17 protein-coding genes are annotated in these 20,612 nt (G+C 62.5%); 6 read left to right on the forward strand and 11 right to left on the reverse strand.

The window, feature by feature from the left end; translation table 11 throughout:
- Positions 1-43: 43 nt before the first annotated feature.
- The 10 genes from LT40_RS18050 to LT40_RS18095 all read right to left on the reverse strand — a co-directional run bounded on the left by LT40_RS18050 (position 44) and on the right by LT40_RS18095 (position 12,789).
- Positions 44-1,606, reverse strand: a complete 1,563-nt coding sequence (locus tag LT40_RS18050; RefSeq protein WP_043192462.1) for a SpoVR family protein — start codon at positions 1,604-1,606, stop codon at positions 44-46.
- Positions 1,603-2,877: a YeaH/YhbH family protein gene (locus LT40_RS18055; protein WP_043192463.1), complete on the reverse strand. Its 1,275-nt coding sequence runs from the start codon at positions 2,875-2,877 to the stop codon at positions 1,603-1,605. Before LT40_RS18055 ends, LT40_RS18050 begins: the two co-directional genes overlap by 4 nt.
- Before the next feature lie 104 nt (positions 2,878-2,981).
- Positions 2,982-4,904 carry a PrkA family serine protein kinase gene (locus LT40_RS18060; protein WP_043192464.1) on the reverse strand — a complete coding sequence of 641 codons (1,923 nt, stop codon included), beginning with the start codon at positions 4,902-4,904 and terminating at the stop codon, positions 2,982-2,984.
- A gap of 313 nt (positions 4,905-5,217) precedes the next feature.
- Positions 5,218-5,538: a thiosulfate sulfurtransferase GlpE gene (glpE, locus tag LT40_RS18065; RefSeq protein ID WP_043192465.1), complete on the reverse strand. Its 321-nt coding sequence runs from the start codon at positions 5,536-5,538 to the stop codon at positions 5,218-5,220.
- Between the two features lie 28 nt (positions 5,539-5,566).
- Positions 5,567-6,448, reverse strand: a complete 882-nt coding sequence (locus tag LT40_RS18070) for a symmetrical bis(5'-nucleosyl)-tetraphosphatase (protein ID WP_043192466.1) — start codon at positions 6,446-6,448, stop codon at positions 5,567-5,569.
- Positions 6,448-6,828: a Co2+/Mg2+ efflux protein ApaG gene (apaG, locus tag LT40_RS18075; RefSeq protein ID WP_043192467.1), complete on the reverse strand. Its 381-nt coding sequence runs from the start codon at positions 6,826-6,828 to the stop codon at positions 6,448-6,450. Before apaG ends, LT40_RS18070 begins: the two co-directional genes overlap by 1 nt.
- 106 nt (positions 6,829-6,934) lie before the next feature.
- A complete protein-coding gene (gene rsmA, locus LT40_RS18080; RefSeq protein ID WP_043192468.1) occupies positions 6,935-7,741 on the reverse strand; it encodes a 16S rRNA (adenine(1518)-N(6)/adenine(1519)-N(6))-dimethyltransferase RsmA in 807 nt (268 codons plus the stop codon).
- Positions 7,741-8,727, reverse strand: coding sequence for a 4-hydroxythreonine-4-phosphate dehydrogenase PdxA (gene pdxA, locus LT40_RS18085; RefSeq protein ID WP_043192470.1), 987 nt, complete (start codon positions 8,725-8,727; stop codon positions 7,741-7,743). The genes rsmA and pdxA overlap by 1 nt, the downstream gene beginning before the upstream one ends.
- On the reverse strand, positions 8,724-10,052 hold the full coding sequence (gene surA, locus LT40_RS18090) for a peptidylprolyl isomerase SurA (protein WP_193385564.1): 1,329 nt from the start codon (positions 10,050-10,052) through the stop codon (positions 8,724-8,726). Before surA ends, pdxA begins: the two co-directional genes overlap by 4 nt.
- The gene (locus tag LT40_RS18095; RefSeq protein ID WP_043192472.1) at positions 10,027-12,789 is read right to left on the reverse strand and encodes an LPS-assembly protein LptD; all 2,763 of its coding nucleotides are present in this window, start codon (positions 12,787-12,789) and stop codon (positions 10,027-10,029) included. Before LT40_RS18095 ends, surA begins: the two co-directional genes overlap by 26 nt.
- 130 nt (positions 12,790-12,919) lie before the next feature.
- Between LT40_RS18095 and LT40_RS18100 the strand changes: the two genes are divergently transcribed.
- The 3 genes from LT40_RS18100 to LT40_RS18110 are packed head-to-tail and all read left to right on the forward strand — an operon-like array spanning position 12,920 to position 15,358.
- On the forward strand, positions 12,920-13,933 hold the full coding sequence (locus LT40_RS18100) for an aminoglycoside phosphotransferase family protein (protein ID WP_043192473.1): 1,014 nt from the start codon (positions 12,920-12,922) through the stop codon (positions 13,931-13,933).
- Positions 13,930-14,589, forward strand: a complete 660-nt coding sequence (murU, locus tag LT40_RS18105; RefSeq protein ID WP_043192474.1) for an N-acetylmuramate alpha-1-phosphate uridylyltransferase MurU — start codon at positions 13,930-13,932, stop codon at positions 14,587-14,589. The genes LT40_RS18100 and murU overlap by 4 nt, the downstream gene beginning before the upstream one ends.
- A 1-nt stretch (position 14,590) precedes the next feature.
- The gene (locus tag LT40_RS18110; protein ID WP_043192475.1) at positions 14,591-15,358 is read left to right on the forward strand and encodes a DnaJ domain-containing protein; all 768 of its coding nucleotides are present in this window, start codon (positions 14,591-14,593) and stop codon (positions 15,356-15,358) included.
- A 31-nt stretch (positions 15,359-15,389) separates the two neighbouring features.
- Here LT40_RS18110 and LT40_RS18115 read toward each other — a convergent pair whose 3' ends face one another.
- Positions 15,390-16,334, reverse strand: coding sequence for an alpha/beta hydrolase family protein (locus tag LT40_RS18115; RefSeq protein WP_043192476.1), 945 nt, complete (start codon positions 16,332-16,334; stop codon positions 15,390-15,392).
- Between the two features lie 183 nt (positions 16,335-16,517).
- Between LT40_RS18115 and LT40_RS18120 the strand changes: the two genes are divergently transcribed.
- From LT40_RS18120 to LT40_RS18130, 3 genes are all read left to right on the forward strand, one after another.
- Positions 16,518-18,575: a sensor histidine kinase gene (locus tag LT40_RS18120; RefSeq protein ID WP_052393468.1), complete on the forward strand. Its 2,058-nt coding sequence runs from the start codon at positions 16,518-16,520 to the stop codon at positions 18,573-18,575.
- 4 nt (positions 18,576-18,579) lie between these two features.
- A complete protein-coding gene (locus tag LT40_RS18125; RefSeq protein WP_043192477.1) occupies positions 18,580-19,209 on the forward strand; it encodes a response regulator in 630 nt (209 codons plus the stop codon).
- Between the two features lie 201 nt (positions 19,210-19,410).
- The gene (locus tag LT40_RS18130; RefSeq protein WP_043192479.1) at positions 19,411-20,526 is read left to right on the forward strand and encodes an ABC transporter ATP-binding protein; all 1,116 of its coding nucleotides are present in this window, start codon (positions 19,411-19,413) and stop codon (positions 20,524-20,526) included.
- Positions 20,527-20,612: the final 86 nt, after the last annotated feature.

Here is a 20,612-nt window from a genome sequence, read left to right on the forward strand (position 1 = left end):
AGGATAACACCAAGCCATCGAAGGTTTGCCCAGTGCGCCGGCCTCAGAGGTGCACGACGTTGAGGTCCGCCCGCCCATGGCTGCCGTCCGTGTGCTCGTTGCGCGGCGGCACGTGGTGCGTCTTGACCAGTTGATCGCCCTGCAGCGTCTCCAGATGGATGTCGAAGCCCCACAAACGGTGCAGGTGCTTGAGCACTTCCTCGGTGGATTCACCCAGCGGCTTACGGTCGTGTTGCTGATGGCGCAGGGTCAATGAGCGGTCACCGCGCCGATCGATGCTCCAGATCTGCACGTTGGGCTCGCGGTTGCCCAGGTTGTACTGCGCCGCCAATGTTTCGCGAATCGTGCGGTAGCCGTTTTCGTCGTGGATCGCGGGCACCAGCAGTTCGTCGCGCTGGTCGTCGTCCATGATGCTGAACAGCTTCAGGTCGCGCATCACCTTGGGCGACAGGTACTGCAGGATGAAGCTCTCGTCCTTGAAGCTGCTCATGGCGAACTTGATCGTCGACAGCCAGTCGCTTCCGGCAATGTCGGGAAACCAGTGGCGATCTTCGTCGTCCGGCCGTTCGCACATGCGCCGTATGTCCCGGTACATGGCAAAACCCAGCGCGTAGGGGTTGATGCCGTTGTAATAGGGGCTGTCGAAGCCTGGCTGGAACACCACGCTGGTGTGCGACTGGAGAAACTCCATCATGAAGCCGTCGGTGATTAGGCCCTCGTCGTAGAGGTCGTTCATCAGGGTGTAGTGCCAGAACGTCGCCCAGCCTTCGTTCATCACCTGGGTCTGACGCTGGGGGTAGAAGTACTGGGCGATCTTGCGCACGATGCGCACGATCTCGCGCTGCCACGGCTCGAGCAGCGGCGCGTGTTTCTCGATGAAGTACAGGATGTTCTCCTGCGGCTCGGCCGGGAATCGGGCGTTGTCTTCCTCACGGTTCTTGTCGGCGCCTTTGGGGATGGTGCGCCACAGATCGTTGATCTGGCGCTGCAGGTGCTCTTCGCGATCGGCCTGGCGGCGACGCTCCTCTTCCGCGGAAATCGGATACGGCCGCTTGTAGCGGTCGACGCCGTAGTTCATCAGGGCGTGGCAGGAATCGAGCAGGTCTTCCACGGCATCGATGCCATGGCGTTCCTCGCACTTCATGATGTAGGACTTGGCGAACACCAGGTAATCGATGATCGAGCTGGCGTCGGTCCAGGTGCGGAACAGGTAGTTACCCTTGAAGAAGCTGTTGTGCCCATAGCAGGCGTGGGCTACCACCAATGCCTGCATGCAGATGGTGTTCTCTTCCATCAGGTAGGCGATGCACGGATCGGAGTTGATGACGATTTCGTAGGCCAGCCCCATCTGACCGCGCGTGTAGGATTTCTCGGTGCTGAGAAAGTGTTTGCCGTAGGACCAATGGTGATAGCCCAAAGGCATGCCGACCGAAGCATACGCATCCATCATCTGCTCGGCTGTGATCACCTCGATCTGGTTGGGGTAGGTGTCCAGCGCATAGCGCTCGGCGATGCGGCTGATTTCCCGGTCGTAGGTCTGGATGAGCTCGAACGTCCATTCCGAGCCCGTGGAGATGGGTTGACGCTTCTGCTCTCTGGCGGTCATGTCGCTAACCTGCGCTGGAAAAGTTCACGAAAGACCGGATAGATATCCCCGGCCGACACCAGCTGTTGCTGGGCGAACGTATCGGCGAACGACTCGCTGATGCGTTCGTATTCGTACCACAAGGCCTGATGTTCGCGCGGCGTGATCTCCACATAGGTGTAGTACTGCACGAACGGCATGATCTGCTTGGTGAGGATTTCCCGACAGATGGGCGAGTCGTCGTTCCAGTTGTCGCCGTCCGAGGCCTGGGCGGCATAGATGTTCCATTCGTTTGTCGGGTAGCGCGCCGCCATGATTTCCTGCATCAGTTTCAGCGCGCTGGACACGATGGTGCCGCCGGTTTCGCGGGAATAGAAGAATTCTTCCTCGTCGACTTCCCGAGCGCTGGTGTGATGGCGGATGAACACCACCTCGATCTTGTCGTAATTACGCTTGAGAAACAGGTACAGCAGGATGAAGAAACGCTTGGCGATGTCCTTGGTGGCCTGAGTCATGGAACCGGACACGTCCATCAGGCAGAACATCACGGCCTTGGAACTGGGGTTGGGGTGTTTCACCAGCAGGTTGTATTTCACGTCGAAGGTGTCGAGGAAGGGCACTCGGTGGATGCGGGCGCTGAGCTTCTCGATTTCCCCCATCAGAGCCTGGATATCGCCGAAATTGTCTGGCTCTTCGATCTTCAGGCGTTCGAGCTCGAGCTTGGCTGCTTTGAGCTTGGCGCGGCTGCTGCCCGAGAGTGCGATGCGCCGCGCGTGGGCGGAACGCAAGGTGCGGATGATGTTGATGCGCGAGGGATTGCCCTCGTTGCTGATCCCGGCGCGCACCGTCTTGTAGGTGTCGGTGCCGCTGAGGTTGCGTTTGACCAGGTTGGGCAGTTCGAGGTCCTCGAACATGAATTCGAGGAATTCTTCCTGGGTGATCTGGAAGACGAACTCGTCCATGCCCTCGCCGGAGTTGCCCGCCTTGCCGGGCCCTTTTCCGCCACCACCGCCGCCTTGCGGGCGGGCGATGTGTTCACCGGCCGTGAACTCCTTGTTGCCGGGATGCACGACGGTCTGCTTGCCACCACGGCCGTGGTGCAACACCGGCTCGTCGATGTCGCGACCGGGAATGCTGATCTGCTCGCCGTGTTCCATGTCGGTGATGGAGCGGCGGCCGACCGCTTCTTCCACGGCCTTCTTGATGTGGTCACGGTAACGCCGCAGAAAGCGCTGGCGGTTCACCGTGCTCTTGTTCTTGCCATTGAGGCGTCGGTCGATCACATAGCTCATTAGGCCTCCGGGCAGCCTGGCTGCAAGCCACAAGTCGAGAGCGGCGAGGGTGCCAGGCGATTGCGCATGCCTGAATCCCTCGCTGCCTGAAGCTTACCGCGCGATCACTGCGACTTCCTGACCCGCAGATACCACTCGGACAGCAGGCGCACCTGCTTGTCGGTGTAGCCACGCTCGACCATGCGAGTGACGAAGTCGTTGTGCTTCTGCTGGTCTTCCTTGCTGGCCTTGGCGTTGAAACTGATGACCGGCAGCAGGTCCTCGGTGTTGGAGAACATCTTCTTCTCGATCACCACCCGCAGCTTCTCGTAGCTGAGCCAGGTCGGGTTCTTGCCATTGTTATTGGCTCGTGCGCGCAATACGAAGTTGACGATCTCGTTGCGGAAATCCTTCGGATTGCTGATGCCGGCTGGCTTCTCGATCTTCTCCAGCTCTTCGTTGAGGGCTACCCGGTTGAGGATCTCGCCGGTTTCCGGGTCGCGGTATTCCTGATCCTGAATCCAGAAATCGGCGTACAGCACGTAGCGGTCGAAGATGTTCTGGCCGTACTCGCTGTAGGATTCCAGGTACGCAGTCTGGATCTCTTTGCCAATGAACTCGATGTAGCGCGGCGCCAGGTATTCCTTGAGGAAGCGCAGGTAGCGCTCGCGCACTTCGGCAGGGAATTGTTCCTGCTCGATCTGCTGCTCCAGTACATAGAGCAGGTGCACCGGGTTGGCGGCGATCTCATGCGGGTCGAAGTTGAACACCTTGGACAGGATCTTGAAGGCGAAGCGTGTCGACAGGCCATTCATGCCTTCGTCCACGCCTGCCGTGTCGCGGTATTCCTGGATCGACTTGGCCTTGGGGTCGGTGTCCTTGAGGTTCTCGCCGTCGTACACGCGCATCTTGGAGTAGATATTGGAGTTGTCCGGCTCCTTGAGCCGCGACAGCGTGGTGAACTGGGCCAGCATCTTCAAGGTGTCGGGAGCGCAATGGGCCTTGGACAGCGAGCTGTTGAACAACAGCTTGTCGTAAATCTTGATCTCGTCGCTTACCCGCAGGCAGTAAGGCACCTTGACGATGTAGATCCGGTCGATGAACGCCTCGTTGTTCTTGTTGTTGCGGAAGCTGTGCCACTCCGATTCGTTGGAGTGCGCCAGCAGGATGCCTGAATAGGGAATCGCGCCCAGGCCCTCGGTGCTGTTGTAGTTACCTTCCTGCGTAGCGGTCAGCAGCGGATGGAGCACCTTGATCGGTGCCTTGAACATCTCGACGAATTCCATCAGCCCCTGGTTGGCGCGGCACAGGGCACCGGAATAGCTGTAGGCGTCGGCATCGTTCTGCGGGTATTCCTCCAGCTTGCGGATGTCCACCTTGCCCACCAGCGCGGAGATGTCCTGGTTGTTCTCGTCGCCCGGCTCGGTCTTGGCCACGGCGATCTGGTTGAGGATGGAAGGGTAGAGCTTGACCACGCGGAACTGGCTGATATCGCCACCGAATTCGGCCAGGCGCTTGGTGGCCCAGGGCGACATGATGGTGCTCAGGTAGCGCCGTGGAATGCCGAAGTCTTCCTCCAGGATCTCGCCGTCCTCGGTAGCGTTGAACAGCCCCAAGGGCGACTCGAACACGGGCGAGCCCTTGATCGCGTAGAACGGGACCTTCTCGATCAGCTGCTTGAGCTTCTCGGCGAGCGATGACTTGCCCCCGCCTACCGGGCCGAGCAGGTACAGAATCTGTTTCTTTTCTTCCAATCCCTGCGCGGCGTGGCGGAAGTACGACACGATCTGGTCGATGCACTCCTCCATGCCGTGGAAGTCTTCGAAGGCGGGGTAGCGGCGGATCACCTTGTTGGAAAAGATGCGCGACAGCCTGGAATTGGTCGACGTATCGAGCAATTCGGGCTCCCCTATCGCCATCAGTATCCGTTCAGCGGCGGAGGCGTAGGTGCTACGGTCCTTTTTGCACAGCTCGAGGTACTCCTGTAACGAGAGCTCTTCCTGGCGTGTGGATTCGAAGCGTTGTTGGAAGTGGCTAAAGATACTCATGACGTCACCTCGCTCGATACGTGGAGCCGACGTCGGATCACTCAGTTGATGCTGGCGGTCACCAAACCCCTCGGTGGCCGTATACCCCCCAGAACACCCATGTAGTCTTGACCGATTGACCCGCGCGCCGGTGTACCGGCTCTCCCCTGTTATGGATGGCCTGCACTAAAGGATAGTTGGTTATCGAGGACTTCAAGGGCGGATGCGCAATTAACTGCCGCGCGGCTTTGCGCCAAGGCGGCTAACGCCCCATGGGGCGCGGCGTGGGCGCGCAAAAAAAAAATTTTGCCACGCCTGCACCTTCGTCAGGTATTCACGCTTGGCTGGTTTCGTTCGGAAAGGTGCTGCGCCACAACTCGAAACCGCCATCCAGGCTGTAGACATCGGAGAATCCCTGGCTTACCAGGTAGGCGGCAGCACTCTGGCTGGAGTTGCCGTGGTAGCACACCACGACCAGGGGTTTGTCCAGGTCGGCCGCCGTGATGAAACCGTGCAGCGAGTGGTTGTCCAGGTGCGTGGAGTCGGTGATGTGCGCGGCTGCATACGTCTGCGGGTCACGGATGTCTACCACCACGGCGCCTTGTTCGCGCAGGCTCTGGGCTTGTTGCGGAGGGATGCGTTTGAATTCGGTCATGGGCAGGCTCCTGGGCTGGTCGCCCATTCTAGCGGTTGTCGCTCGGGGGAGGGAAATCCGCCGCGCGGGTCGCTGCGGGCACGTCTGCATCGCCCTTGTCGGTGCACGTGCACGACAGGCGTTCGCCACTGTCGACGTTGAGCAGCGTCATCGCACCGCCCCACACGCAACCGGTGTCGAGGGCGAACACGCCAGGCTCATCGCAACGGCCTTCCAGGGCTGCCCAATGACCGAAGATGATCCTCAGATCGCGGGTCTTGCGTGCCTTGTGCGCGAACCAGGGCGCGTAGCCGGGCAGGGCGGTGTCCGCGCCTTCCTTGCCCTTGAGGTCGAGCTTGCCGTCGGCGGTGCAGAAGCGCATGCGGGTAAAATAGTTGGTGATCACCCGCAGGCGCGCGGCGCCCTGCAGTTCCTTGTCCCACTTGTTCGGCTCGTTGCCGTACATGCCATCCAGATACGGCTGGAACAGGTTGTCGTCACGCAGCGCCGTCTCGACCTCGGCGGCAAGGCGCAAGGCCTTGCGCAGCGACCACTGCGGTGGGATTCCGGCATGTACCAGGACGGCATTGCGTTGCTCGTCGTAGTGCAGCAGTTTCTGCCGGCGCAGCCAATCGAGCAACTGCGGGCCATCGGGTGCATCGAGGATTTCGCGCAGGGTGTCGCCGCGCTTGAGCCGTTCGGCGTTGTTGGCCACTGCCAGCAGGTGCAGGTCGTGGTTGCCCAGTACACACACCAGTGAGTCGCGCATGGCATACAGATAGCGCAGGGTTTCCAGCGAACTCGGCCCCCGGTTGACCAGGTCGCCGACCAACCACAGCGTATCGTTCGCAGGATCGAAGGCGACCCGTTGCAGCAGGCACTTGAGGGGCTCTAGACAGCCCTGCAAATCGCCGACGGCGTACACCGCCATCAGTGCAGCGCGCCTGGCACGGCGAGGCGAAACGGCGCGATCACCGCCTCGAACTGCTTGCCGTCTGCGGCCTGCATCTGATAACTGCCCTGCATGTTGCCTACGGTGGTGGCCATCACCGTACCGCTTGAGTAGGTGTGGCTCGCGCCTGCGGCGATCAGCGGTTGCTGACCGATGACACCGGCGCCACGGACCTCTTCGACCTTGCCGTCGCCATCGGTGATGACCCAATGGCGTGACAGCAGGCGAGCCGGTAGCTGTCCGCTGTTGAGCACGGTCACGGTATAGGCGAAGGCAAAGCGTTGCTGCTCGGGTTGCGACTGTTCTGGCAGGAAGCGGGTCACGACGCTGACGTCGATCTGATAGCGAGGATCGGACATGCAAGGGGCCTTGAAAGCGAGAGCGAATGTAGCCGGCGTCGGCCGGTTCAGGTCAGTCTAGGTCAAATAGAGGGCCTGTGGACCAACGGGTGGTCCACGTTAGAGGTCAGAGTGCGTCGCTTCGTTCGGCCAATTGATCGGCCAGGCGTACGAAAGCCGCCAGGTCGAGCTGCTCGGGCCGCAGGCTGCCGTCGACGCCGGCCGCTTCGATCGCCTCATTGGGCAGCAATGCCTTGAGCGTATTGCGCAAGGTCTTGCGGCGCTGGTTGAAGGCTTCGCGCACCACGCGCTCAAGCAGGCGGTGGTCCTTGGCCGGGTGGGGCAGGGTGGTATGAGGCACCAGTCGCACGATGGCCGAGTCGACCTTGGGCGGCGGGTTGAACGCGCCTGGCCCGACGTTGAACAGGTGTTCGACGCGGCAATGGTACTGGACCATGATCGACAGCCGACCCCAATCACCACCGCCAGGGCCTGCGGCCATGCGCTCGACCACTTCCTTCTGCAGCATGAAATGCATGTCGCGAATCAGGTGGGCGTTGTGCAGCAGGTGGAAGATCAGCGGTGTGGAGATGTTGTACGGCAGGTTGCCGACCACGCGCAGGGTGGCAGGCTCTGCACCCAGGCTTGTGAAGTCGAACTTCAACGCATCGCCCTGATGCAGGCGAAAATTATCCTTGCCGGCGAACTGCTGGTTGAGAATCGGCACCAGGTCCTTGTCCAGTTCCACCACGTCCAGCTGCGCGCCGCTGTCCAGCAGGCCTTCGGTCAGTGCACCCTGGCCCGGTCCGATTTCCAGCAGGTGTTCGCCGGGTTTGGCATGGATGGAGCGCAGGATACGGTCGATGACGCCGGCGTCATGCAGGAAGTTCTGACCAAAGCGCTTGCGCGCCCGGTGTTGGTATTGCTCGGTCATTAAAATGTCTCGGCCATTCGATAGGCAGTGTCGAGGGCAACGCGCAGGCTGCCGGTGTCGATCTTGCCGGTACCGGCCAGGTCGAGGGCGGTGCCGTGGTCCACGGAGGTGCGGATGATCGGCAACCCGAGGGTGACGTTGACCGCCGCGCCAAAGCCTTTGTACTTGAGTACGGGCAGGCCCTGGTCGTGATACATCGCCAGCACCGCGTCGCAATGCTGCAGGTATTTGGGAGTGAAGAGCGTATCGGCGGGCAGCGGCCCGCGCAGATCCATGCCTTCGGCGCGCAGGCGCTCCAGGGTAGGCTCGATGATGTCTATTTCTTCGCGACCCAGATGGCCACTCTCGCCGGCATGTGGGTTGAGCCCGCAGACCAGAATGCGCGGGCGAGCCAGGCCGAACTTGCGCTGCAGATCAGCATGCAGGATGCGCGTGACGCGCTCCAGGCGCTCGGCGGTGACCGCATCGGCCACCTCGCGCAGCGGCAGGTGAGTGGTCACCAGTGCCACCCGCAGGTCGCCGGTGGCCAGCATCATTACCACTTGTTCGGTGGCCGTGAGGTCGGCAAGAAATTCGGTGTGTCCGGAAAATGCGATTCCGCCGTCGTTGATGACGCCCTTGTGTACCGGTGCGGTGATCATGCCGGCGAACAGACCGTCGAGGCAGCCCTGTGCCGCACGGATCAGGGTTTGCAGCACGAACGCGGCATTGGCCGTATCCAGCTGGCCTGTGCGTACAGGCGCGCCCAGCGGCGTGTCCCATACGTACAGGCTGCCCGCTGGCGCGGGATGGTCGGGGAGGGCGTCGGCATCGACTTCCAGCAAACTGACGGCCAGCCCCAATTGCGCGGCCCGCTCGACGAGCAGGTCACGGCTGGTGATGGCAATCAAGGGATGTGGCTGGGGTTGCGCGGCGAGCAGCAGGCACAGGTCTGGACCTATGCCCGCCGGCTCGCCGGGCGTCAATGCGAAACGCTTGGGTGTCACTGTGCAGCCTGGTCGGCGCCAGGCAGCTTGATTTCAACGTAGGCTTCGTCGCGGATCTGGCGCATCCAGGTCTGCAGCTCTTCGTCATACTTGCGGTTGCGCAACACGGTCATCGCCTGCTGATCGCGGGCCTGCTCGGTGTTGTCGGTCGCGCGGCGGCCGAGTACCTGCAGAACGTGCCAGCCGAACTGCGTCTGGAATGGACGCGAGACCGATTCCACCGGCGTCGAGGCCATGGTTTCGCGGAACTCGGGCACCAGCGACTGCGGGTTGACCCAGTTCAGGTCACCACCGTTGAGTGCCGAGCCTGGATCTTCCGAGAAATTCTTCGCCAAGGTGGCGAAGTCTTCGCCGTTCTCGATGCGCTCATACAGTTTGCGCGCCAGCTCTTCGGTCTGGGCCGGACTGCGAATCTCGCTCGGCTTCAGCAGAATATGACGTACGTGCACTTCGTCGACGGTTTGAGTCGCACCACCGCGTTTGTCCAGCACCTTGAGGATGATGAAGCCCACGGGCGTGCGCACCGGCTGCGTGACATCCCCAACCGGCATGCTGCTGAGCATGCGGTCGAAAGGTGCCGGCAACTGCGCCGGCTTGCGCCAGCCCATGTCACCGCCCTCCAGGGCGTTCTCGCTCGACGAACTGGCAATCGCCAGCTTGTTGAAGTCGGCACCCTGCTTGAGCTGGCGATAGATGTCTTCGGCTTTGCTGGCCGCCGCCTGAATGGCCGCTGCACTTGCGCTTTCCGGAACCTGGATCTGGATGTTGGCCAGGTGCAGTTCTTCGGACAGCTGCATCTTGCCCAGGTCCGAGGCGAGGAAGTTCTTCACTTCCTGCTCCGACACCTGAATGCGCTCGGCCACGCGCCGCTGACGTACGCGGCTGATGATCATCTCGCGCTTCACCTGCTCGCGCGCATCGTCATACGACAGGCCGTCGCGCGCCAGGGCGGCACGGAACTGCTCGGTCGACATGTTGTTGCGCTGGGCGATGGTGGCAATGGCACCGTTGAGTTCTTCGTCGGTGATGCGAATGCCGGAGCGCTCGCCGATCTGCAATTGCAGGTTCTCGACGATCAGGCGCTCCAGCACCTGCTGTTCCAGGACGCTGGCTGGAGGCACGCCACCACTGCCGCCACGCTTGGCGATGGTTTGCTGCACTTCCTTGACGCGCTGGTCGAGCTGGCTTTGCATGACCACGTCGTTGTCGACGATGGCCACGACGCGGTCCAGCTGTTGCACCGCGGCGTGCGCCGTGGTGCTCAGCAGCATGGCGCCCAGCACGACTGGGCGCAGCAGATCACATAGCTTGGTCTTCACGTTCACGATAACCTTGAATGCCCTTGTCGAGGAAACCCTCGACCTTATTGCCTACCACGCCACCGAGGCCCTTCAGCACGATTTGCAGGAAGACGCCATGGTCGCCTTTTTCGTTCTGCGGGGCGGCCTGGCTGTATTCGTCGTAGTCAACCCAGTAGCGGTTGATCAGACGCATCTTCCAGCAGCAGTTGTCGTATTCGAAACCACCAAAGGCTTCCAGCGTGCGGTTGCGGTTGTAGTCGAACTGCCAGCGGCTGATGACGCTCCACTGCGGCACGATCGGCCACATGACCGAGAAGTCATGCTGCTGGATCTTGTAGTAGTCCTTCACGTAGTTCGGATCGCCCGGCTGACCGTAGTCGCCACCGAAGGTCCAGCGACCGGTCGCCGAATCGTAGTGGACGGTGTCGTCGCGGTAGCGATAGCCCAGGTTGACCACCTTATTGGGGTTGTCTTCAGGCTGGTAATGGAACATCGCGCTGCCCGAACGAGTGCTGCGGCTGTCCGGATCCCAGTTGAAGTCCGAGCTGAAGCGCCAGTCGCGGTTGAAGCGGTATTCGTATTCCAGCGCGTACGGTGAAACGTTGGCCTGGGCATCGTCGCGGGTCTTGAAGTCGACGCCCGGCAGCTGCACTTCACGATCCTTGAAGTACACAGCCTGGCCGACGCTCACACGCTGACGCTCGAAGCCGTTTTCTTCGATCCAGCGGCTGGTCACGCCCAGCGACAGCTTGTTCTCGTCGCCCACGCGGTCGGAACCGGTGAAGCGGTTTTCGCGGAACAGCGAGCCGTAGCTGAAAGTGGTTTCCGAGGTGTCGAACACCGGAATGTCGGTCTGGTCTTCCTCGGGTACATAGAGGTAGAACAGGCGCGGCTCCAGGGTCTGGCGGAAGTTGGTGCCGAACATCTGCGTGTCGCGATCGAAATACAAGCCGCTGTCGATGCTGGCGATCGGTACGCCGCGGTTCTGCGAGCTGCCGTATTTCTCGTCGGCCAGCAGGCTGTTCTTGCCCTGGCTGTCCAGGTCCAGATCGTACTGGGTGTACTTGTACTTGAGCGACGGACGCACGAAGCCCCAGTTCCAGTTCAGCGGCAGCGCCACGCCCGGTTCCAGGTTCAGGCGGTTGCCGTTGGCACGCGCCAGGCCCAGAACGTTGTTGTCGATGCGACGCTCGCCGAAGCCGTCTTCATTGATGAACGTACCGGTGCGCAGATCACGTTCGAAACGAACGATCTCGCTGTTGTAGGTAAAGTCCAGACCACCCGGATGGTAGGGCAGCGCACCGGTGAAGGTGATCTGCGGCATGCGGTTGTACGGGGTGATGTCGGCCACGGTCGCCAGCTTGTACGCCTGGGCGTTCAAACGGGCGGTGTAGGTATCGCCACGATAGGTCAGGGCACCCTGCTGGTTGATCCAGTCGGTGCGCTCGACGCCGATCTGGTCGGACTGCAGGTCCTGGAAGTAGTAAGGATCGCTGATGTCGGTGTAGTCGACTTCAGTGGTCAGGCGCGAATCCAGGCCACCCTTGTGCTGCCAGTTGACCATCCAGCGCGTCTTGTCGTAGTCGGACTGCAGACGGCGATCGTCATTCTCGTCGTTGAGGTACGCACCGCCGAACTGGCCTTCGCTGGTCTTGGTCAGGTAGCGGAATTCGCCTTCCATCATCACGCCGCGCTTGGCCATGTAGCGCGGGTACAACGTGGCGTCGTAGTTGGGCGCCAGGTTGAAGTAGTACGGGGTGACGAGGGTGAAACCGCTGTCGCTGTCGGTGGCGAAGGACGGCGGGAGGAAGCCGGACTGGCGACGGTCGTCGATCGGGAAGTAGATATACGGCGTGTACAGCACCGGAATATCCTTCACACGAAGGGTGACGTTGGTCGCGGTGCCGAAGCCAGTGGCCGGGTTCAGCGTGATGTTGTTGCCCTTGAGCTGCCAGGCGTTGCTGTCCGGCTCGCAAGTGGTGTAGGTACCGTCCTTGAGGCGGATGATCGCGTTCTCGGCGCGCTTGGCGTACAGCGCGTTGCCGCGGATACGCGACTTGTGCAGCACATACTCGGCGTTGTCGACCTGCGCTTCGCCGGTGTCGAGCTGGACCTGGGCGTGGTCGCCCACCACCAGTGCGCCGTTGTCGCGCAGCTTGACGTTGCCGTTGAGCTCGCCGCGGTTCTCGGCCTGATGCAGGCTGGCCTCGTCGGCCTCGATCTGCATGCTGCCCTGGCGCATCACCACGTCACCGGCCAGCGAAGCAACTTGCTCCTCGGTCTGGTAGCGCGAAGCCTTAGCGCCGATGAAGGTCGGTGCCTCGCTCTTGGGCGTGTTGTCGTTCATGCCCGGGCGCACCGGCTCGATGTACGCACCGGAACAGTACGGTCCGGTTTCGGCCAACTGGGCGGCGGTCAGCTTGCTGCGCGGCACCCAGTCGAGATGGCTGTAGTCGGGGCTGCGCGAGCTCAGGCCGCGGCCCTTGCTCTGCGTGACCGCCACCGGCCCGACGGTTTTCTCTTCGCGCGAAGAGGCACCGCTGCCATCGCTGGCCACTGCGGCACCATCGTGCACGGGACGCGGCGGCAACTGCGCGGCGGGAGCCTTGGGGTTGCAGTCCCAGGCACCGGCAGCGGAGACTTGGCAGTCGAATTGCTCAGCAGCAAAGACGAACTGGGTGGCCATGGGTTGCATCACCAGCAAACCGCCAGTGACCAGCAACGGAAATTTTTTACGAAACGCGGGGGATTTCAATGCCATCTTATTAGTCCGGGCTTCCTGCGTGCCATCTTGCCCGCGGGGGGGCCGCACGCCTCTCGATGGTCTGAAAAAGATGCTGGATAATAAAGCATGACCCGCTTGACGGCTAGCGCCGTCGGAGACCCTTGCAATGCCTGATCAAGATGTACGCCTGCAACACCTCAAAACATGGCTCGACGAGCAGCTGGAGAACCTCTTCCAGGCGCAAGGATGGGGCGCCGTACCCCCGGCCACGTTGACCGCGGCCAGTAGCGATGCCAGTTTTCGTCGATACTTCCGCTGGCAGGGCCAGGGTCGCAGTTTTATCGTCATGGACGCGCCGCCGCCCCAGGAAAACTGCGCGCCGTTCGTGAAAATCGACGAATTGCTGGCAAGCGCCGGCCTCAATGTGCCGCAGATTCATGCCCAGGATCTGGATCGCGGTTTCCTGCTGTTGAGTGATCTGGGCCATCAGACTTACCTGGACGTGATCGACGCGGACAATGCCGACGCACTGTTCGCCGATGCCATCGACGCCTTGCTGGCGCTGCAGAAACTGCCGTCCAGCGGCGACCTGCCCAGCTATGACGTAGCCCTGTTGCGGCGCGAGCTCGAGCTGTTTCCGCAGTGGTACGTTGGCAAGGCATTGGGCAAGCAGCTGGATGCCGAGCAACTGGCCGCCTGGCAACGCGTGAGCACGCGCCTGATCGACAGCGCCCTGGCGCAACCCAAGGTGCTGGTGCATCGCGACTACATGCCGCGCAACCTGATGCGCAGCGAGCCCAATCCGGGCGTGCTGGACTTCCAGGATGCGGTCTACGGCCCGGTCACCTACGACATCACCTGCCTGTTCAAGGATGCCTTTCTCAGCTGGCCCGAGGCGCGGGTGCAGGCGTGGCTGCGTCGCTACTGGGAGCAAGCGAGCGAGCAGGGTGTACCGGTGCAGCTGGACTTTGCCGAGTTCTGCCGTGCCAGCGACCTGATGGGCGTACAGCGTCATCTAAAAGTGATCGGCATTTTCGCCCGTATCTGCCATCGTGACGGCAAACCCCGTTACCTGGCCGACGCACCGCGTTTCTTCTCCTATATAGAAACGGTTCTGGCGCGGCGCCCCGAGCTGGCTGAACTGGGTCAATTGTTCAAGAGCCTTGGAGTGTCCTCATGAAAGCCATGATCCTGGCGGCAGGCAAGGGCGAGCGCATGCGCCCGCTGACCCTGACCACGCCAAAACCGTTGCTGGCCGTCGGTGGCAAGCGGTTGATCGAGTACCACCTGTTGGCCTTGGCCCAGGCCGGCTTCAGCGAAGTGGTGATCAACCACGCTTGGCTGGGCCAGCAGATCGAAGACTACCTGGGCGACGGTGCGCGCTACGGTGTGGCCATCGAGTATTCGCGCGAGACCGAACCCCTGGAAACCGGCGGTGGCATCCGCCACGCATTGCCGCTGCTGGGCGATGCACCGTTCCTGGTGGTCAATGGCGACATTTGGACCGACTACGATTTCAGCCAGTTGCGCGGCCCATTGGCGGGTCAGGCCCACCTGGTGCTGGTCGATAACCCGGCCCATCACCCCGACGGCGACTTCACCCTGTTCGAAGGCCAGGTGCGCGACCAGCCCGGATTGACCTACAGCGGCATTGCCGTGCTCGACCCTGCGCTGTTCGACGGCCACGGCGAAGCCGCCTTCAAGCTCGCACCGCTGTTGCGCCGCGCAATGGACGTAGGACAGGTCACCGGCGAGCAGCACTTGGGTCAATGGGTCGACGTGGGCACCACGCAACGGCTCAGCGATCTCGATCGACTATTGGCCGAGCGAGGTTGATATGTTGTGGCCCACCACGGTAGTCGGCGCGGCAGCAGGTTATGCCGTCGCTGACATTCCAGGGGCGCTGCTGGGCCTGGTGCTCGGTCAGGCGCTGGATCGACACCTCAGGTTGCAGACCTGGGGTGAGCTGAAGGACAGGCTCAAGGGCAAGTCGGTGCTGCGCGACCAAGAGCTGTTGTTCGTGCTCCTGGGCCGAGTGGCCAAGGCCGAAGGGCAGGTGCTGGCGGCGCATATCCAGCAGGCGCGCCTGGAGATGCGCTCGCTGAACCTCAACGAACAGGCACGTCGACGCGCCATCGGTGCGTTCAACCGAGGCAAGGCAGGCGGCGATCAGCTGCGCGGCCACTTGCTGCGCCTCAAGCATCAACCCAATTCGGCCGAGGGTGTGTTGCGTGCCTGTTGGCGGATGGTCTGGGCCGATGGTCAGGCCGGGACCGCCGAGCGCGAGCTGGTGGTCACCTGGGGCAAGTGGCTGGGCTGGTCTTCGGCGCGTGTGCAGGGGCTGGGGCAGGACTACGAGCCGCGTCACAAGCCAGTGGCCAAGCGTGGCGGCGCCTACGAGGAAGCGATGCGCCTGCTCGGCGTTTCGTCGACCACCGAACCCGACCAGATCAAGCGCGCCTACCGGCGTCTGCTGAGCCGTCATCATCCCGACAAGCTGGTGGGCGGCGGTGCGACTCCGGCGCAGATTCGCGAAGCGACCGACCGTACCCGCGAGCTGCACAACGCCTACAGCCTGATCCGCGAGCGCCGCGACCTGCGTTAGCAGGCGGATCGGGCAGCGATCGCGCAGTCGCCTACTGCGCGCTCAATGCGCCCTTGACCCGCCTGAACAGTTGCTCGGCCTGTGCGGCCTTGTCCGGCAGCGACTTGAGCGACACCTGGGAATACGTCACACCTTTGTGCCGCTTGCTTGCCTGCAGGCGCAGTTGCGCGGCGGCCGCTGCCGCCTGACGATCGCTGTAGAAAATATCCGTAGTCGGTACCTTGAGCAGCGCGGCCAGTTCGTCGATCTGCTGGGGCGCGTTGTCCGGTGTGCGGGTATCCACCAGCATCAGCTTCTGGACGTGCGCCGGCTGCCGCTCGGCCATGTAGCGGGTCGCCCAGTAGGCGCCGCTGCCGTGCCCCAGCAGCACGATGCTGCGTGAATTGTGCTGCTGGGCGAACGCGATACCCGCCTCGATGCGCGCGAAGATGCGCTCGGCGTCTACCTGCATCGGGTCTTGCAACTGAACTTCAGTGCTGGCCGTGTCGGCATCCTGCGCAGTGGCCTTTTCTACCCCTGCTCCGGCATCCGGCGGCGTCGCCTGAGTTTCAGTGGTCACCGGCAGCGGCGGCTTCTCCGCTGGCCGGGCCGAAGGCATCTGGCTGACCAAGTCTGGCAGGCTGAGGCTCAGGCTGTTGAACGCGGCATCCGGCAGCTTGCGCCGCAACGGCCCCACACCCTGGGGCCAGTCGGCGCTTTCCCCCGCGCCCGGCACGATGATCACTGTGCCCTGAGCATCCGCGGTATTGGCCGGGCGCCACAACGACAGGAACTCGTCGCTGCCAGCCTGCAACTGCTGCTGTTCGCTGGCGGGCAACTGACGTTCCAGTGCTTGCGCATCTTCCACGCTTCGCTCCAGCAAAGGCTGGCGAACATCCGCGGCCTCCTTGGCAGGCGCGGCCTCTTCGGCCAGGGCAACGCCGTGCAGGGGAACGAGCAGTGCCAGGCAGACAGCGCTTAGTCGAACAACTTTCATCGGTGCTTCCCTTTCAAATGCTTTGCGTCCGAATGAATGATTCGCTTCCTTGATACCGGTGAGGGTAGGGCTGCCATCAACGCAATCTGACAGGTGATCCCGTTCTCGCGGATAATCTCCAGGCCGGTCGAAATCCGAAGCCTAAAGCTTAGTGCCATTCACGCAAAGGTCGTTCATACCGAAATGTGCTCACTGCTGCGCCGCCTTTCCCTGCTGGGCTGGTTGTGCCTGCCACTGCTCGTGCACGGCGCTTCTGCCGTGCCCAGCCCGAAACTGCCTCTCGATGCCGAGCAGAGCCACTGGCTGGACGCCCACCGCACCTTGCGTGTAGGGCTGGTGCTGCAACAGCCCTATGCGCAACTGGACCGTCGCCTGGGTCAGTTGTCCGGCGTCAATGTCGACCTGATGAACTGGCTGGCCAACGCCATGCAAGCGCAGTTGACCTGGCGCAACTACACCGACCAGGCGGCCCTGGAGCAGGGCTTGCGCGCGGGCGAAGTGGACCTGGCGCCGGGTCTGGCGCAAACGCCTGCGGGATTGAAGCTGTGGCAGTTTTCCGACCCCTACCTGCGCGTGCCGCAGTTGTTGGTCGGCGAGCGTAACGGCGAGATCGCGATCGACCTGGAGAAACTGTCCCCCATCGACCGGGTGGCCGTGCGTATGCCTGGCGCCGTGGCCGACTATCTGCGCAACACCTACAGCGACCTCAACCTGCAAGGAGTGCCACTGGAGCGCCAAGCCTTGCAGTTGCTGCTCAGCCAGCAGGCACGCTATGCCGTGGTGGACGAGGCGCAGTGGGGTCGACTGTCCCGCGAGGCCGAGTTCGACAGCTTGATGGTGGTCGGCGACATCGGCTATCCCCAACTGCTGCGGGTGGCAACCCGGCGTGACTGGCCGCAGTTGGCGCACATCGTCACCGCAGCGTTGGAGTCCTTGCCCGCCAGGGACCTGGAACGGCTGCACGAGCGTTGGTTGCAGCCCCAGTCTGCACGCCTGAGCGAGTCCCGGGGGTTCTGGCAGAACCTGTGTCTGCTGCTGGCGCTGATCGCAGTGGTCAGCGTCGTCTCGCTGATCTGGCAGCGCCGCCAGGTCCATGCCCTGGAACGGCAACTGCTGGCAGCCCGAGAAGACCTGGCACAACGTACGGCGAGCGAGGAGGCCTTGCGGGTCAATCAGTTTTCCATCGAACAAAGCACCGTCGGCATTCTCTGGGTGAACTGGGACAGCCATGTGCGCTACGCCAACCGTGCCGCCGAGCGCATGCTCGGCTACGGCACCGGCGCCGTGGTGGACAAGCCCCTGGTCGACTTCGAACCGGGCCTGAGCATGGATCGCTGGCTGAACCTGTGGCGGCTGGCGCGGACCAGCGAAGACGCTGCGCAAACCTTCGAAACCCAGTGCGTGCGGGCCGACGGCAGTATCCTGCCCACCGACGTCTCGCTGAGCTTCCTGCGCTTTCGCGAAGCCGAATACCTGGTGGTCTACCTCACCGACGTCACCGAACGGCGCCGCGCCCTGGCTGCGCTGCAACACAGCGAAGCCCAGCTGCGCGAGCTATCGGCGCATCTGGAAACTGTGCGCGAAGAAGAAAAGGCGCGCATTGCTCGGGAAGTTCATGACGAGCTGGGGCAGATACTTACGGTGCTGAAACTGGAAACATCCATGTGCGAACTCGCCTACGCCGACCTCGACAGCGGGCTGCGCGAGCGCCTCAACAGCATGAAGCGCCTGATCGCCCAGCTGTTCCAGCAGGTGCGCGACGTCGCCACCGCCTTGCGTCCACCGATCCTGGACGCTGGCATTGCCTCGGCCATCGAATGGCAAGCCCATCGCTTCGAAGAACGCACCCAGATCCCCTGCCTGGTCAGCGTCCCGGAGCAACTGCCCGCGCTGGACGACGCCAAGGCAGTCGGTCTTTTCCGCATCCTGCAAGAGGCGCTGACCAATGTCATTCGCCACGCCCAGGCGCATACTGTGCAAATTGACCTGAGCCAGACAGGGCATGACCTGCACCTGTCGATCGTCGACGACGGTTGCGGCTTCGACCCGGCGCGGGTGAGCCCGCTGTCGTTTGGCCTGGTCGGCATGCGTGAACGGGTGCTGATGCTCGGGGGGCGGCTCGAACTGAGCAGCCAACTGGGGGAGGGCACGGCCCTGACCGTCACCGTGCCGTTGACTGAGACTGAGACTGAGACTGTGCCGTCGAATGACCGTACCGTCGAACCGATTTCCGGAGAGTAGCCCGATGATTCGAGTGCTGGTGGCCGAAGACCACACCATCGTGCGTGAAGGCATCAAGCAATTGCTTGCCCTGGCCAAGGACCTGGTGGTGGCAGGCGAGGCGGGCAACGGCGAGCAGTTGCTGGACATCTTGCGCTGCACGCCTTGCGACGTGGTCCTGCTGGACATCTCCATGCCCGGCGTCAACGGTCTGGAGGCCATTCCACGGATCCGCGCCTTGAGCCATCCGCCGGCCATTCTGGTGTTGTCCATGCACGACGAGGCGCAGATGGCCGCTCGCGCATTGAAGGTCGGCGCGGCCGGTTACGCCACCAAGGACAGCGATCCGGCTCTGCTGCTGACCGCCATCCGTCGAGTGGCAGCGGGCGGACGCTACATCGACCCAGCCTTGGCTGACCGCATGGTTTTCGAAGTCGGCCTCACCGATGCCCGCCCACTCCATGCCTCGCTGTCAGAGCGCGAGTTCTCGGTGTTCGAGCGCCTGGCCCAAGGCGCCAACGTCAATGACATCGCCCAGCAGTTGGCGCTGAGCAGCAAGACCATCAGCACCCACAAGGCGCGCCTCATGCACAAGCTCAACGTGGCTTCGCTGGCCGAGCTGGTGAAGTACGCCATGGAGCACAAGCTGGTCTGAAAACGACCACCAAACCCAGGTTCCTGCCATCCAGCCGCTCTAATGCATCTTGCCCATGCTCAAGGGCGACATCTGTGTAGGGCAATCCCTACCCACAATCTTCCACATTGCCCATGGAAATCTCTCCCAGCCCCCGATTTGCAAGGGCTGCAGCCTTCTCTAGGCTTGCACCCACGGCAGTCATTCAACGAAGGTGTGGGCATGAGCGAGGCAAGCGCAAAGTCGGACGAGATCCTGGTCAGCTTCCGTGGCGTGCAAAAAAGCTATGACGGTGAAAACCTCATCGTCAAAGACCTCAATCTGGACATCCGCAAGGGCGAGTTCCTCACGCTGCTCGGCCCGTCCGGTTCCGGCAAGACCACCAGCCTGATGATGCTGGCGGGGTTCGAAACCCCTACTGCAGGTGAAATCCAGCTGGCCGGCCGCTCGATCAACCATGTGCCGCCGCACAAACGCGACATCGGCATGGTGTTCCAGAACTACGCGTTGTTTCCGCACATGACCGTGGCGGAAAACCTGGCCTTCCCGCTGTCCGTGCGCGGTCTGAGCAAGACCGACATCAGCGAGCGGGTCAAACGCGTGCTCGGCATGGTCCAGCTCGATGCGTTCGCCCAGCGCTATCCGGCGCAATTGTCCGGCGGCCAGCAGCAGCGCGTGGCGCTGGCCCGCGCCCTGGTCTTCGAACCGCAACTGGTGCTCATGGACGAACCCCTGGGTGCGCTGGACAAGCAACTGCGCGAGCACATGCAGATGGAGATCAAGCACCTGCACCAGCGCCTGGGCGTGACCGTGGTGTACGTGACCCACGATCAGGGCGAAGCCCTGACCATGTCCGACCGCGTGGCCGTGTTCCATCAAGGCGAGATCCAGCAGATCGCCCCGCCGCGTGCGCTCTACGAAGAGCCGAAGAACACTTTCGTCGCCAACTTCATCGGCGAGAACAACCGTATCAACGGACGCCTGCTCAGCCGTGATGGCGAGCGTTGCATCGTCGAGCTGCCACGCGGGGAAAAGGTCGAGGCGCTGGCGATCAATGTCGGCCAGGTGGGCGCCCCGGTGACCTTGTCCATTCGTCCCGAGCGGGTTCGCCTCAACGGCCACAGCGGCGAGTGCATCAATCGTTTCTCGGGGCGCGTGGCCGAATTCATCTACCTGGGCGACCACGTACGTGTCCGCCTCGAGGTATGTGGCAAGACCGATTTCTTCGTCAAGCAGCCCATCGCCCAGCTCGACCCGGCCTTGGCCGTGGGCGATGTGGTGCCGCTGGGCTGGCCCCTGGAGCATGCCCGCGCTCTGGACCCGTTATTGGAGCAGTGAAGGCTTCATCGCAAAAGGTGTATCGCAGAAGTTGTTGCAACCGTACGCAAACGATCAGAGGCGAACCCATCGCCCCGCGCTTGACC

The organism is Pseudomonas rhizosphaerae, assembly GCF_000761155.1.
GTDB lineage: Bacteria > Pseudomonadota > Gammaproteobacteria > Pseudomonadales > Pseudomonadaceae > Aquipseudomonas > Aquipseudomonas rhizosphaerae.

Bases quoted from the DNA above. Each gene is read 5' to 3' on its own strand.
- LT40_RS18095 (WP_043192472.1), bottom strand. From the start codon at position 12,789: ATGGCATTGAAATCCCCCGCGTTTCGTAAAAAATTTCCGTTGCTGGTC.
- glpE (WP_043192465.1), bottom strand. From the start codon at position 5,538: ATGACCGAATTCAAACGCATCCCTCCGCAACAAGCCCAGAGCCTGCGC.
- LT40_RS18115 (WP_043192476.1), bottom strand. From the start codon at position 16,334: ATGAAAGTTGTTCGACTAAGCGCTGTCTGCCTGGCACTGCTCGTTCCC.
- LT40_RS18100 (WP_043192473.1), top strand. From the start codon at position 12,920: ATGCCTGATCAAGATGTACGCCTGCAACACCTCAAAACATGGCTCGAC.
- LT40_RS18120 (WP_052393468.1), top strand. From the start codon at position 16,518: ATGTGCTCACTGCTGCGCCGCCTTTCCCTGCTGGGCTGGTTGTGCCTG.
- LT40_RS18130 (WP_043192479.1), top strand. From the start codon at position 19,411: ATGAGCGAGGCAAGCGCAAAGTCGGACGAGATCCTGGTCAGCTTCCGT.
- LT40_RS18055 (WP_043192463.1), bottom strand. From the start codon at position 2,877: ATGAGCTATGTGATCGACCGACGCCTCAATGGCAAGAACAAGAGCACG.
- rsmA (WP_043192468.1), bottom strand. From the start codon at position 7,741: ATGACCGAGCAATACCAACACCGGGCGCGCAAGCGCTTTGGTCAGAAC.
- apaG (WP_043192467.1), bottom strand. From the start codon at position 6,828: ATGTCCGATCCTCGCTATCAGATCGACGTCAGCGTCGTGACCCGCTTC.
- LT40_RS18110 (WP_043192475.1), top strand. From the start codon at position 14,591: ATGTTGTGGCCCACCACGGTAGTCGGCGCGGCAGCAGGTTATGCCGTC.
- LT40_RS18050 (WP_043192462.1), bottom strand. From the start codon at position 1,606: ATGACCGCCAGAGAGCAGAAGCGTCAACCCATCTCCACGGGCTCGGAA.
- LT40_RS18060 (WP_043192464.1), bottom strand. From the start codon at position 4,904: ATGAGTATCTTTAGCCACTTCCAACAACGCTTCGAATCCACACGCCAG.
- murU (WP_043192474.1), top strand. From the start codon at position 13,930: ATGAAAGCCATGATCCTGGCGGCAGGCAAGGGCGAGCGCATGCGCCCG.
- LT40_RS18070 (WP_043192466.1), bottom strand. From the start codon at position 6,448: ATGGCGGTGTACGCCGTCGGCGATTTGCAGGGCTGTCTAGAGCCCCTC.
- LT40_RS18125 (WP_043192477.1), top strand. From the start codon at position 18,580: ATGATTCGAGTGCTGGTGGCCGAAGACCACACCATCGTGCGTGAAGGC.